This is a genomic window from Mesorhizobium neociceri, assembly GCF_013520985.1.
GTDB lineage: Bacteria > Pseudomonadota > Alphaproteobacteria > Rhizobiales > Rhizobiaceae > Mesorhizobium > Mesorhizobium neociceri.
The window spans coordinates 109,292-122,740 of record NZ_JACDTY010000001.1; the positions used below are offsets into that span (position 1 = coordinate 109,292).

Here is a 13,449-nt window from a genome sequence, read left to right on the forward strand (position 1 = left end):
CGAAAATTTGACCATTCAACAAAGGAGACTGACATGTCCACCTACCTGAAAACCTTGCTTGCCGGCGCCGCCATGCTGATTGCGATCGTCATCCCGGCCGCCGCCTCGGATGGCGTCGTCACGGTGAAGAGCGACTATTCCGTCACTGAAACCGTCGCCCGCATCAAGAAAGATGTCCTCAAGAAGGGCATCAAGTTCTTCGGCGTCATCGACCAGGCAAAGCTTGGCAACAACGCCGGCAACGATGTCAGGCCGTCGCGGCTGGTGATGTTCGGCAACCCGGCGCTCGGCACGACCTTCATCACATCCAATCCCGAAGCCGGTCTCGACTGGCCGGTGCGCGTGCTGGTCTACCAGACTGCTGATGGCACGGTTTACGCCGCCTACAGCGATTTTGACTGGATCGCCAAGCGTCATGGCATCACCGACCGCGCCCCGCAGTTCAAGATGGCAACCGAGGTCATCCAGTCCGTGACCTCGACGATCAGGAAGAACTGAGCGTAGACATTTGCCGGAGATCCGTCGCTCTGGCATGGCAAAGAACGTGTTTGCGCGCAGAGGCTATTCAGCGGCGGATAACGCCTTTGCACGCTCGCCGAACCACTTCTTCTGCGTGGCCTCGCGCACGAGTGCGCCAACCGCCGGCGAATGCCTGCGGCCGCGCACCGTGACGAGATTGACCTCGCGCCAGAATTCCGGATCGGTGATCGGCAACGGCACCACGCCGGGGTGCTTGGCGGTATGCTCGGGCATGAATCCGAATCCAAGCCCGGCGGCGATCATCGCGAGTGTCCAATCGTCACGATCGCTCCAGTAAACGGGACTGACGGTGACGCCCTGCTCGGCAAGAATGGCGTCAGCATAGCCGGCAAATTCACAATTGTTGCGGTGGATGTAGGTCTCATTGCTCATATCGGTCACCCGCACGCTGCGCTGGTTGGCCAGGCGATGGTTGAGATGAACGGCCATCACCATCTGTTCCTGAAACAACGGCAAGGCGTGAACCTCCTCATCGGGCATGTTTGACGGCAACGCGTAAATTGCCGCCTCGAGGTCGCCTCCGAGCAGGCGCCGTCGCAAGCTCGGTGCATCGGCATCGCAGAGGTGAAGCTCCACGCCGGGATGGTGCGTGCGCACGGACGAGATGAGTTCGATGATTTCATCGGGAGCAATCGTGCTCATGATGCCGACCCTGAGAGGCGTCTTCTTGAGGTGCACATATTGCTCGGCGATCTGCTTCGCCTGCCGGGAGTTCTCGAAAACGCCTTCGAGATAGGTCTCGACCATGCGACCGAGTTCCGTCAGATGTGTAAAGCGTCGCTCACGGTGAAAAAGCGCGCCGCCAAACTCGTCTTCGAGCAGCTTGATGGCGCGCGACAGTGCCGGCTGCGTAACGTTGCACAGCTCGGCCGCCCTGGTGAAATTCAGTTCCTTGGCGACGGCCAAGAAATACCTGACCTGGCTGATCTCCACTGCGCGCTCCCCCAGCGGCTGGCATACGGCACGGCCGCATTGCCGGGTGATCTTACTAGCTGCCCCAACGTCAAACAACCCGATCCAGCGATTGATATCCCAGGCGACAGATTGACGATCTGACCGTGGGCTATCGAATCCATGTCTCAACGGCATTTCCGCTGTCCAGAGCCAGCCGCCATACTTGGCCCCAGAAGTCGAGACCCGAGGGCAAAGGCCCGTGCTCGCAGCCGTTTGCAGGCCATTTCGGCCGCGGCTTCAATCGAAGGGAACAACGATGCTCAGAGGAAAGACGGCACTGATCACAGGTTCGACCAGCGGTATCGGCCAAGGCATTGCCGAAGCCTTCGCCGCGAAGGGTTGCAACATCGTTCTGAACGGTTTTGGCGATCCCGGCGAGATCGAGTTGCTGCGGGCAAAGCTTGCCGCGGACCATGGCGTGACTGTTCGCTACGACGGTGCGGACATGAGCAAGGGAAGCGCGATCACCGCGATGATGGACAAGGCAATCGCCGAGTTCGGCGCGGTCGACATCCTGGTCAACAATGCCGGCATCCAGCATGTCGCGCCGATCGATGACTTTCCGATCGAGAAATTTGAAGCAGTCGTGGCGATCGACCTGATGTCGTCATTCTACACGATCCGGCGCGCGCTACAGGCCATGAAAGAACGCAAATGGGGTCGCATCATCAACGTTGCGTCCGCCCACGCCCTTGTCGCCTCGCCTTATAAATCCGCCTATGTCGCTGCCAAACACGGCGTCGCCGGTCTGACCAAGACGGTCGCACTGGAGGTTGCCGAACAGGGTATCACCGTCAATGCGGTTTGCCCCGGATATGTGCTCACCCCGCTGGTCGAAAAGCAGATACCGGATACGGCCAAGGCCCGCGGTATCACCGAGGAGCAGGTCATCAAGGATGTGCTCCTGGCGGCCCAGCCGACCAAGCAGTTCGTGACCGTAGCACAGGTCGCGGCGCTTTGCCTGTTCCTGGCCTCGACCGATGCGGCCTCGATCACCGGCGCCATCATCCCGATAGAAGGCGGCTGGACCGCACATTGAACCGGCAACGAGGAGCAAAGACCATGAACAAGATTACCCGAAATCCTCCGACCGCTGAACCTTTGCCAGAGGTCGTCCATATGGCCGATGCTGCCGTTCAGCGGCAAACGGTGCTGGTGCTGCAAGGCGGCGGCGCTCTAGGCGCCTACCAGGCTGGTGTTTACCAGGCGCTCGTCGAAGGCGGGATCGAGCCGGATTGGGTCATCGGCACCTCGATCGGCGCCATCAACGCGGCGTTGATTGCCGGGAACGAGCCAACGGTTCGGCTGGCGAGGCTTCAGGAATTCTGGGAAAGCGTCAGCCGTATCAGCCCGCTCGACGAGTTTTTCCGGATGATGGTCCCAAGCAATGTCTTCGCCAATATGGGCACCGTGATGCGGGGCATACCGGGATTCTTCGAACCGAATCCAAGCGCCATGTTCGGAGTGAACCACGAAGTGGGTGTCGAGAACGCCTCCTACTACACGACCGATCCGCTCAAGCGGACGTTGAATGACTTGATCGACTTCGACTATCTCAACCGGCGTCATACCCGCCTGACGGTCGGCGCGGTCAACGTCAACACCAGTGAACTCAAATACTTCGACACCCGAGAAATGACCCTGTCGGCGGCGCACATCATGGCGTCGGGCGCCTTGCCGCCGGCGTTTCCGGCGGTCTGTATCGACGGCGAACCTTACTGGGATGGCGGCATCTATTCGAACACGCCCATCGAGGTCGTGCTCGACGCGCGTCCGCGACGCGACGCGCTGATCTTTGCCGTCAACATGTGGCAACCCCGCGCCACCGAGCCGAAATCGATCTGGCAAGTCATGGGCCGGCAAAAGGACCTTCAATACGCCAGCCGGGGTCGGAGCCACGTTGCCAGACAGGAGCAACTGCACCGTTTGCGGCACGTCGTGCGTGAAATGGGAAGGCTGGTTGCCGAGGAGCGGCGTGAGGATCCGATGTTCAAGGAACTTGCTTCCTATGGCTGCCCGTCGGTCATGCACCTTGTGCGGTTGCTTTCACCGCGCCTCGACGGCGAGGACCACACCAAGGATATCGACTTCACCCGCGCAGGCATCCGCACGCGCTGGCAGGCCGGATACGAGCACGGCCAGCGCGTCCTCTCGGAGAAGCCGTGGGAATGCGACGTCGACATGCTGCAGGGCATCGTCATCCACGAATCGCAGGAGTGATCGGTTCGATCGCGGCGCCGAGAAGAAAGACGGAGAATACCGATGCAGATCATCACTCCCGGGATGCGGCTTGTTCCGGAAGCTGTGCTTGCCAACAATGCCGCGCTCTTCCGCACGATAGCGGAGACGCCATCTCACGCGGACAGCACTCGGCATCGCGTGGTCATCGTCGGCGGCGGTGCTGGCGGGTTGGAACTGGCAACGCGCCTCGGGCGCAAGTTCGGCAAGCGGCGGCTTTCGGTCACGCTGATCGACCGCAATCGAACCCATGTCTGGAAACCTCTTCTGCACGAGGTGGCGTCCGGGACGTTGAACCCGTCGAACGATGCGGTGGAATACATCGCACATGCCAGCAGCCACCACTATCGCTACCGGATCGGCGAAGTCGTCGGCATCGATCGCGCCAGGCGCCAAATCTTTATTGCGCCGAGCTTCGACGACGATGGCAGGCAGATCATTCCGCCACGGGTGCTGGGCTACGACACGCTGGTGCTGGCCGTGGGCAGCGTCAGCAACGATTTCGGCACGCCTGGGGCAGCACGTCACGCCATTGCGCTCGACACGACCGGTCAGGCTTCCCGTTTCAACAAGCGCGTGATCGACGCCTGCCTGCGTGCGAACGCGCAATACGAGAAGCTTTCGCCGGGCCAGCTCCATTGCATCATCGTTGGCGCCGGGGCGACCGGCGTTGAACTGGCCGCGGAGTTGCACAAGTCGATGCGAGAAATCGCCTCGCACAATCTCGACAACATCGATTTCGAGAGGCTGATCCACATCACCATCGTCGAGGCGGGACCGCGCATCCTGCCGGCTTTGCCGGAACACCTTGCGCGATCTTCTGCGCGCCGGCTTGTCGATCTGGGCGTTCAGATCCGATGCGGCATCAAGGTCACCGAAGTGACAGAAGACGGTATCAAGCTTGGCGAGAAGCTGTTCGTGCCGGCCGAACTCGTCGTGTGGTCTGCCGGGATAAAGGCGCCGGATTTTCTGAAGCAACTCGATGGCCTCGATACGGATCCCATCAACCGCCTGGTCGTGGATGAGACGCTGCGGGCCATAGGAGACGAGAACGTGTTTGCGATCGGCGACTGCGCGAGTTGTGTATTGCCCGGCAGCGAAGATCCCTTGCCGCCGCGCGCCCAGACAGCCCATCAGCAAGCCGATCATATGGTCAAGGTGATCGCGGCACGCCTCGAAGGGCAGGCGGCGCCGGCGTTCCGTTACCGCGACTATGGTTCTCTCGTTTCACTGGCCGACTACGGCACTTTCGGCAGCCTGATCGGCGGACTGAAGGTTGAGGGTCTGCTTGCCCGGTTGATGTATCGCTCGCTCTACAAGATGCATCTCAAAGCCGTGCACGGGACCTTCAAGACCACGCTGGATACGATCATCGGGGTTCTGTCACATCGCACCAGGCCACGGGTCAAATTGCATTGAATCTCGGTAGGCCGGGACGGTGGAAAAACACGATGTCGTCATCCTTGGTGGCGACAATGCCGGGATGGCTGTGAAAGTCGCTATATGTGCTGCCGGCCTGTCGGTGGCGATGATCGAGGCGCGCGACCTCGGCGGCATCTGTCCCAACCGCGGCTGATGTAACAATTCGAGCGGAAATACCGAACAGAAGATGAATCCCTGCGGTTTCGATGCACGCAATGCATCGACTCCATGCAAGAAAAGCATGGCCGCGCTCATGGGGCTTCAATGATAGGCTCTATGCAAATTGCGAAAGTGCAGAAATGGCCGCCGACGACCAGCCCATGACATTTGAACAGTCCGTCCAGGCTGCCATCGAACTCGATGCACCTCTCAACGAGCGGCTGGCGGTGATTGCCAGGGCAGTGCGCCGCCTGAACGCGGATTTCGCTGACGCGGTCGACCGGCTGGTAGCGCGCCTTCGGGAGCAGGGGGCTGGGGCAAGTGCTCCAGCACCCGGCGATGTCATGCCCGCATTCCTGTTGCCTGATGATGAGGGCAGGCTGGTGGGCCTATCTGAAATCCTTACTCAGGGGCCGGCCGTCATAACCTTTCAGCGCGGACATTGGTGTCCCTATTGCCGCCTGAATGCGATCGGCATCGTCGAAGCCCAACAGGAGATTGCGACACTGGGTGGCCAGGTCGTGGTAATCATGCCTGAGCGGCGCAAATTCGCGAAGGCGATGAAGGCATCGGTTGGTGCGCAATTTCCTTTCCTGACTGATATGGACAATGGCTACGCTTTGTCCCTCAACCTGGCGATCTGGGTGGGAGCCGAAATGGAACGGCTGATGGGCCTTGGCCTCGATCTGCCGAACTACCAGGGCAATAACAGCTGGTTCCTGCCGATTCCTGCGACTTTCGTTGTCGGGATTGATGGCATCATCACAGATCGGTTCGTCGATCCCGACTACCGTCGGCGGATGGACATCGACGACTTGATCACGGCACTCAGGCGGGCTCGCTGACGCCAAATGTCGACCAGTCGGTCGATCGCAGGAGATTGAGGAGCGTCATGGCCACTTGCGAGCGATGTCGGCCGGCGACTGCGTAGACGGCGACGATCCGGGAAACATCCAGATCGCGCAGCTTGAGTCTGCGGACGTTGGGCGAGCGGGGTGCAGTCATCGAGACAAAGCCAACGCCCGCATTGGCTTCCAGCAGCGCCAGCAGATCCTGGTCGGTTTCAACCTCATGTGCGGTGCGAGGCGCAATTCCTTTGGCCGAGAGACCGCGCGACAGATCTTCGCTCGTTTCCCAGTCGATCCGACTGAGCACGGGTTCTCCGGCCAACTGGCTGAGCGCGACGTCCGCTTCGTTTCGACGGGCAAGAGGGTGGTCGGAATTCACGACGAGCTCGATCCCTTCCTGGAAAAGCGGCCATGTGTCGAGCCGATCCCAGGCCTGTCCCAGCGGGCCGGCAACCGCCAGTTCGACCTCACCGTTCTTGAGGGCTTCGATGACAGCGGTCGGCGACCCCCGACTGATCTTGAGATGCACTCCCGGGTAGGCCCGGAAAAGCTCGGTGAAGGGTGAAACCAGCAGCGCTATGTTGACGCTGTTGGAAATGGTGACGTTGAGCGGAGCGACGTCACTGCTTTGCACGGCCTTGGCAAGAGATTTTGCGGAAGTCGCGGCATCGTAACATTGTTGCAGCAGGGGCAGCATACGCCGGCCAAGCTCGGTCAGATGGGAATGCTGGCGCTCGCGCCGAAGCAACTCCCCGCCCAATTCGTCTTCAAGGGTCTTGATTGCGCGCGTCAGGGCCGGCTGCGTGACATTGCACTCTTCCGCTGCTCTGGTGAAATTAAGCGTGTTGGACAGGGCCAGAAAATAGCGGACCTGCTGCATCTCCATGAATTTTCGCCCCCTCAGCGAAATGGTCTATCAGCGATGGTGCATATTTGAAGATTAACGCAACAACTCATTTTCAGCAAAGTGGCCTGCACCATGGTGCGAATGGCCGCCGACGGCAAGACAATCAAGACTCTGACAATCCAGAGTCATGACGCACCGAGCGATCTGCTCAGCCAATCGGCAAATCCCCTTGCCCGCTTGCTTGGCTGGCGCCCGGCCGGGAACAGGACGTGGATGGGGATGGTTGGCAGCGGAAACTCCGGCAGCAGCCGGCAAAGGCGACCATCCGCAAGTTCGGCGTTGAACATCCAGCCGGACCCAAAGGCCACGCCAAGTCCGGCCAGCACGCAGGCGGTGACGCCGGCCGAGCTCGAGACCCGGATGCGTGGGCTTTCCGGCAGGGTAAAGCTGGCCTCCGGGCCGATCAGCTCCTGAAAGGTCGCGCCGGTGCTGTCGGAAGGGCCGAAGATGACCTCGTGCTGAACCAGATCGCCAGGGCTTTGCGGCAAACCGTGCCGGGCAATGTAGTCCGGTGAGGCTACCAGCAGTCTCGGCGTCTGCCCGACCTTGCGCGCCATCAGGCTTGAACTGTCGAGCAGACCGAGCCTGACCGCGACATCGGCGCCTTCTTCGACAAGGCTGCGCCTTCGATCGTCCATCATCAGTTCGACGGAGAGGTTGGGATGCTCGGCAAGAAGGCCGGGCAGCCGCGGAATGAGCGCGCGCACGGCGAAAGTGACCGACAACTCGACGCGCAGCAGCCCGCGCAACTCCTCATTGCCGGCAGCAGTGTCGGCCGCCGCCCCAAGCTCGGCGAGCAACGGCCGGACCTGTTCGAGATAACCATGCCCTGCCTCGGTCAGCCCGACCTTCCGGCTGGTGCGGACGAGCAGGCGGGCGCCGATGCGCGCCTCCAGATCGTTCAGGATCCGCGACACCGACGGCTGCGACAGGCCGATTTCGCGGGCTACCTGCGAAAGGTTGCCGCGCTCCGCCACCCGCACGAACACTTCCAGTTCCTGGAGCCGGTCAGCCATCCATTTTCCGAATGATTGCTATCCTTTCCGTCAGGCTACCCCTGTTTTGGGAAATAGGCGAGGACGTTTCCGCCGCTGCGAGAGCGGTGAGAAATCTTCGGAGTAATCCCATGTCGCTGCAAGACAAGCTTGATGCCTTCAAGGCCGACTTTGAGAGCAAGAAGGCGCCCAGACAGGCGGTCGAGATCATGCACCGCGCCACCGCCGAGCTCATCGCGTCCGGTCAGGCCGACCGCGCCCTGGGGGTCGGTGCGGTCGCCCCTTCCTTCACATTGGTGGAGGCTGACGGCGGCCTCGTTTCGTCGGCCGACCTGCTGGCGCGCGGCCCGCTGGTACTCAGCTTTTACCGCGGTGTCTGGTGCCCCTATTGCAACATCGAACTTGGCGCACTGCAGGAGACCTGGCCGGCAATCAACGCCACCGGCGCGCAGCTGGTCTCCATCTCCCCGCAATCGCCGGCGAACGGTCGCAAGGCCAAGCGCGACAAGCAGGTCACGTTCCCGATGTTGAGCGATCCGAACGGCGAAGTCGCCAGCGCTTTTGGCCTGCGCTTCCGCCTGCCCGACGACCTGATCGCGCTTTACAAGAGCTTCGGCGTCGATCTGCCTGCCGTCAACGAAGACCCGTCATGGACATTGCCGATGCCGGCGCGGTTCGTGATCAGACGCGACGGCATCATCGTCTATGCGGAGGTGAGCCCGGACTACACGATCCGGCCCGACCCGGCCGGTCTGCTTCCGTTGCTGACGCGGCTGCAAAACGCGGTCGCCGCCTGAGCCTGCCCGATGGAACCCATGGCAGCCACGAACCCGGCCGGCGTTGGCGCCGGCCGGCGCTGGTTGATGCTGGCGGTGATCTGCGCCAGCGCCTTCCTGCCCATGACTGCCTGGTTTTCGGCAACCGCAATCGCACCGCAGCTGACGCAAGTCTGGAGCTTGTCGCCGGCGCAAGGCGCCTGGATCACAGGCGCCGTGCAGGTCGGCTTTGCGGTTGGCGCGCTCGCCTCCAGCATTGCCGGCCTGCTGGACATCGTCTCGCTTCGCAAGGTGATAGGCATCAGCGCCCTGATCACCGCCATTGCCAATCTCTGCCTGCTGTTCGCGCCGTCGGTCAGCATGCTGCTGCTTGCCCGCTTCGCCACCGGCGTTGCATTGGCGGGCGTTTATCCACCGGCGCTCAAGCTGGTTTCGACCTGGTTCCGCAGGGGACGCGGCGTGGCAATGGGTGCCTTGCTCGCGGCGCTGACGCTCGGCTCGGCGTTTCCGCACCTGCTGTCCGCGCTTGCAGCCGATGTCGCCTGGCAGGATGTCATCGTCGCGACGTCGCTCGCTGCATTGGCCGGCGCAATCCTGATCCTGTGCCTTGGCGGCGAAGGCCCTTTTCTCTTTGCCAAATCGACCTTCGACCCCCGGCATATCCGGGCGGTCCTGCAGAACCGCCCGCTGGCGCTCGCCAATCTCGGCTATCTCGGCCACATGTGGGAACTCTACGCCATGTGGGGCTGGATGCTGGCCTATATCAGGGCGGGAAGCCCTAGCCTCGGCATTGATGGCCCGAGATCAGCATCCCTTCTGGCTTTCCTCGTCGTGGCATCAGGCGGAATCGGCTCGATCCTGGGCGGGCTTGTCGCCGATCGCATCGGCCGCACGGCAACGGCAGCAATGATGATGACGCTTTCGGGGCTTTGCGCCCTGACGATCGGCCTCGCCTTCGACGGACCGCTTTGGCTGTTCATCGCCATCGCCGTTCTCTGGGGCATGACCGTCATCGGCGATTCCGCCCAGTTTTCCGTCATGACCACCGAATTGAGCGACCCGCGCTATGTCGGTACGGCGCTTTCCCTGCAGTTGAGCGTCGGCATCGCGCTCACCTTCGTCTCGATCCACCTGACCTCATTGGTAGCGGAGGTGTTTGGCTGGCGCTGGAGCTTTCTCGTCCTCGCGCCCGGCCCGCTGTTTGGCGTAAGCGCCATGCTGGCGTTGCGGCGCATGCTTGCCGCAACGCCAATGGGGCAAAGGTTGACTACTTGAGGATCCACATAGCAGTTTAAACTAGTGTGCGACGATGAAGGTCGCGCCGAACGGCACCTTTCTGGTTACTTCGTTTCTCCACCGGACCGTCCGCAGGCGGCCTCAATGCGGTCATTTTGGAGCACGGCTCCGAACGTCACAAACGAGGTTAGCTAGAGTGGACTGTATGGCGTCACGGGAGCATCCGGAACGATACGGGAAGATTTCTGATTTTGGCCCACGAAAAACTCAATAAATCAACATTCCTAATACGCCCTCCGGGCCCACCAACATTTTAAGCGTTTGATTTCATTGTATTTTATGGCTCATTTCGACACCGCCTTTGGCCTCGACCCCGTCGGTCCCTGAGAATCGGTCACTCAGTATCAGGCGAGGGGGATCGTGATAAATAGCGCGCGGGGCTTGCGTCGCTTGGCAAGGCGGCGACACGTTCGGCGCGTCATGTCCCGGCGGAACCGGAAATTGTGACCCGAAGCAGACTTCTCTTGGCCGGCAGTGTGTACAACCGCTCGTCAGGTCGCGAATTCTTCTACCTTGGCCGCAAATGCACTTCTTCGTGCTGCCGGGCATGGACATCGTGCCACAGTTGTACCGGCTACTCGGCAAAGGGCGATTCACGCAGGATGTCGACCGACAAGCGGCCGCGCGTATATCCTGGAACATATTTCAAAGCGAAGTCGGCGATGAAATTGTCCCTCGTAGTATTCGCATGGTTTCTTGCAATGTCACAAAGGCAAGTCGTCAGATGGTTCTTCATGCCAAGGCGAGGATAGACTGACAAGATCGCGTCCTTGTTGTCGTCGCTCAGTTCATCATACCCGACGCCGCCATAATCACACCCGATACCAGTCAGGCAGCTTACGACGTCGATCCCCTTGTGTCGGGCAATCGATCCGGTGGTGTGTAAGGCGATCGCGTCCCATATTGTGTCCGCGCGCCGCTCTCCCAACTCGTGGGAGAGGGCGAAGGCGCGGCCAGCGTCCGCTCCAACAACCTCGAAGCGACGGTCTGGAGCGCCGCCACGCGCAAGGCCGAGATCATGCAAAAGCACCGCGACAGCAACCAGTTCTGCGTCCGGGGTGAGCGCACGTTTCTGGGTGAGTTTCGCGCCATAAAGCCAGGAACGTACCACATGGTTCAGGAGCCAAGGCGGCGACTCGGTCTGCGCAGCCTCGTAGGCATCCCGGACGGCGCGACTGTCGGGCAGGGTAAGGTCCAATGCCCGACCGACTGCCAGCGCATCAAAGAAGTCTGGCTTGTCGCGGTCGCTCATCTCGTCGCGGTCGCTCATCTCGCGCTCCACGCGTTTCGCGGACACGTGTGGTTCGTCCCCGTTGGCTGAAGAGATTGGCATCGCGATGCCCAGACCAAGGATGCGGCGCCTAGCGATCCTGTAGCGATAACAAAGGCGTGAAGCCCGCACATGTCTGTCACCTCACGTTTGGCGGGCAGCCACCCAGCCTTCGAGACGTGCCCGCCGTTGTGCTCGGTTCGTCGCGCTGCGCGCGTTCACAGCTTCCAGAATTTCAGGCGACGCCGTATCCGGGCGGCCAGCATTGAAGGGCGGTTGGGGCGCGTATTCCAGACCAAGCTGGACCATTTCGGCTACCCGTTGGCCGCTTAGCTCCGCGATGAGGGCCAGAACGAAATCGATGCCTGCCGTGACGCCGCCCCCGGACAGAATATTGCCGTCCCGGACGATGCGGCTATCGTCAACGATGGCACCGAAGATCGGCAGCAGTTCTTGCCATGCCCAATGGCAAGCCGCCCGGCGGCCTGTAAGGAAGCCAGCGGCTCCCAGGATGAGCGAGCCCGAGCATACAGACGTCAGATAGCGAGCAGTCGCCCCCAGCCGGATAATCTCGTTCAGATAGAGCTCGTTTTCGATCGCAGCGACGCAGCCACCACCGCCCGGTACCAGAAGAACGTCACAGGACTCGATCGCGGCCAAGTCCTCCAGGTTCGAGAAGGTGAGACGGTCCGCCGTGATCGACTGGCCACCGAGCGACGCCACCCTGACGTCCAGGTCGGGCGTGCGTGAAAGAAACTGGTGCGGACCGGTGAAGTCCAGTTGAGTGACGCCGTCGTACACTGGCATCACCACACTGATTTGCTGTGACATCGCTTACCTCCTGTAGCAAAAATACGATGAAGGGTGTTTGACCTAAAGGCCAAACTTCCCTATCATTCGGCCATGAAAAAGCTTGGCTTCTACATCTCTCCAGGGTTTCAGATGCTCGACCTTGCTGGTCCGGCCGGCGCGTTCGAGGCGGCAAATGGCGAGATCGGACGTCCGGTCTACGAGGTCCATATCGTTGCGGCCGGCGTTGGGGCTGTCACCAACAGCCTTGGCATCTCGACAACTGCCGCCGCACTCGACGACCGCACGTTCGATACTTTCATCGTTATCGGGGGCCGGATCGATCCGACGCTTCCGGCAGAGGCTTTGAACGGGATAGTCGAGGCCGCGGGACGGTCCCGCCGCATTGCGAGCGTGTGCACCGGGGCATTCACGCTGGCGGCGGCTGGGTTATTGGACAGGCGCCGAGCGACAACGCACTGGCGACATGCCGCCCGGCTCCAACGCGACTATCCCGCCATCCGCGTCGAGGCCGACCGCATCTTCTGCAAGGACGGCAATGTTTGGACATCGGCGGGCATCACAGCCGGCATCGATCTCGCCTTGGCCCTCATTGAGGAAGATCACGGCTTTGCCATCGCCAAAGCCGTTGCCCAGCATCTGGTTGTCTACCATCGTCGCCATGGCGGACAGTCGCAATTCGCCGCGTCGATCGATCTAGCGCCAAAGAGCGATCGGATCACTGCTGCACTTGGCCACGCACGCGATCACATTGCCGAGGACCTTCCCGTCGAGCGGCTTGCCGAGGCGGCGGGCATGAGCCTGCGCCAGTTCAGCCGGACATTCCGGGCGCAAACCGGCACCACGCCTGCGCGTGTCGTGGAACGGCTTCGCGCGGATTTGGCAAGAGGCCGCATAGAGGCAACGGGGGAACCTGTCGAACGCATCGCGGAAGCAGTCGGTTTTGGCGACGCCGAGAACATGAGGCGGGCATTTATCCGGATCTATGGACGACCGCCCCAATCGATCAGGCGGGCCGCTCGAATCTGAGCTTGAGCGTGTCGTAGCACAACCGCCAGAGTGCGTGGAGAAGCGCCACGATCAGGCGTCCAAACTGGTCCCATGGGTAGTTCCGACACCAGAGTCGCACTGCTAAAAAGTCCAAAGAAGCCGTCATGCGCTGATCCCAGCCAACGGTACCATCGGCATCGTTCTGATATAGTGGCAATCGCCGCGAGACGATCCGGAACACTGC

General features: G+C 61.3%; 14 protein-coding genes. 9 read left to right on the plus strand and 5 right to left on the minus strand.

The window, feature by feature from the left end:
- Positions 1-33: 33 nt before the first annotated feature.
- Positions 34-498 (plus strand): DUF302 domain-containing protein, encoded by a 465-nt coding sequence (locus H0241_RS00485; RefSeq protein WP_181055482.1) that lies wholly within the window; start codon positions 34-36, stop codon positions 496-498.
- Positions 499-561: 63 nt separating this feature from the next.
- Here H0241_RS00485 and H0241_RS00490 read toward each other — a convergent pair whose 3' ends face one another.
- Entirely contained in the window at positions 562-1,473 is a 912-nt protein-coding gene (locus H0241_RS00490; protein ID WP_181055483.1) for a LysR family transcriptional regulator, read from the minus strand.
- A gap of 277 nt (positions 1,474-1,750) precedes the next feature.
- Between H0241_RS00490 and H0241_RS00495 the strand changes: the two genes are divergently transcribed.
- The 5 genes from H0241_RS00495 (at position 1,751) to H0241_RS00515 (ending at position 6,158) form a co-directional block, all read left to right on the plus strand.
- Positions 1,751-2,533, plus strand: a complete 783-nt coding sequence (locus H0241_RS00495) for a 3-hydroxybutyrate dehydrogenase (RefSeq protein ID WP_181055484.1) — start codon at positions 1,751-1,753, stop codon at positions 2,531-2,533.
- A gap of 23 nt (positions 2,534-2,556) precedes the next feature.
- Positions 2,557-3,714 (plus strand): patatin-like phospholipase family protein, encoded by a 1,158-nt coding sequence (locus tag H0241_RS00500; protein ID WP_235983838.1) that lies wholly within the window; start codon positions 2,557-2,559, stop codon positions 3,712-3,714.
- Between the two features lie 42 nt (positions 3,715-3,756).
- Positions 3,757-5,151, plus strand: a complete 1,395-nt coding sequence (locus tag H0241_RS00505) for an NAD(P)/FAD-dependent oxidoreductase (RefSeq protein ID WP_235983846.1) — start codon at positions 3,757-3,759, stop codon at positions 5,149-5,151.
- Between the two features lie 19 nt (positions 5,152-5,170).
- Positions 5,171-5,308, plus strand: a complete 138-nt coding sequence (locus H0241_RS00510; RefSeq protein ID WP_181055485.1) for a hypothetical protein — start codon at positions 5,171-5,173, stop codon at positions 5,306-5,308.
- A gap of 145 nt (positions 5,309-5,453) precedes the next feature.
- Entirely contained in the window at positions 5,454-6,158 is a 705-nt protein-coding gene (locus tag H0241_RS00515) for a peroxiredoxin-like family protein (RefSeq protein WP_181055486.1), read from the plus strand.
- Here the strand turns inward: H0241_RS00515 and H0241_RS00520 are convergent.
- Both H0241_RS00520 and H0241_RS00525 read right to left on the minus strand, forming a co-directional pair.
- Entirely contained in the window at positions 6,142-7,047 is a 906-nt protein-coding gene (locus H0241_RS00520; RefSeq protein WP_181055487.1) for a LysR family transcriptional regulator, read from the minus strand. The genes H0241_RS00515 and H0241_RS00520 overlap by 17 nt on opposite strands.
- Positions 7,048-7,193: 146 nt before the next feature.
- Positions 7,194-8,084 (minus strand): LysR family transcriptional regulator, encoded by an 891-nt coding sequence (locus H0241_RS00525; RefSeq protein ID WP_181055488.1) that lies wholly within the window; start codon positions 8,082-8,084, stop codon positions 7,194-7,196.
- 110 nt (positions 8,085-8,194) lie between these two features.
- Here H0241_RS00525 and H0241_RS00530 point away from each other — a divergent pair, with 110 nt between their 5' ends.
- Entirely contained in the window at positions 8,195-8,860 is a 666-nt protein-coding gene (locus H0241_RS00530; RefSeq protein ID WP_181055489.1) for a peroxiredoxin-like family protein, read from the plus strand.
- Positions 8,861-8,878: 18 nt separating this feature from the next.
- On the plus strand, positions 8,879-10,114 hold the full coding sequence (locus tag H0241_RS00535) for an MFS transporter (protein ID WP_181055490.1): 1,236 nt from the start codon (positions 8,879-8,881) through the stop codon (positions 10,112-10,114).
- Between the two features lie 595 nt (positions 10,115-10,709).
- On the opposite strand, the gene H0241_RS00540 is transcribed toward H0241_RS00535, so the two are convergent.
- Together H0241_RS00540 and H0241_RS00545 are read right to left on the minus strand one after the other, a co-directional pair.
- Positions 10,710-11,405 carry an HD domain-containing protein gene (locus H0241_RS00540; protein ID WP_181055491.1) on the minus strand — a complete coding sequence of 232 codons (696 nt, stop codon included), beginning with the start codon at positions 11,403-11,405 and terminating at the stop codon, positions 10,710-10,712.
- A 144-nt stretch (positions 11,406-11,549) separates the two neighbouring features.
- Positions 11,550-12,236 (minus strand): DJ-1/PfpI family protein, encoded by a 687-nt coding sequence (locus tag H0241_RS00545; RefSeq protein WP_181055492.1) that lies wholly within the window; start codon positions 12,234-12,236, stop codon positions 11,550-11,552.
- Between the two features lie 72 nt (positions 12,237-12,308).
- Between H0241_RS00545 and H0241_RS00550 the strand changes: the two genes are divergently transcribed.
- Entirely contained in the window at positions 12,309-13,244 is a 936-nt protein-coding gene (locus H0241_RS00550) for a GlxA family transcriptional regulator (RefSeq protein WP_181055493.1), read from the plus strand.
- Positions 13,245-13,449: the final 205 nt, after the last annotated feature.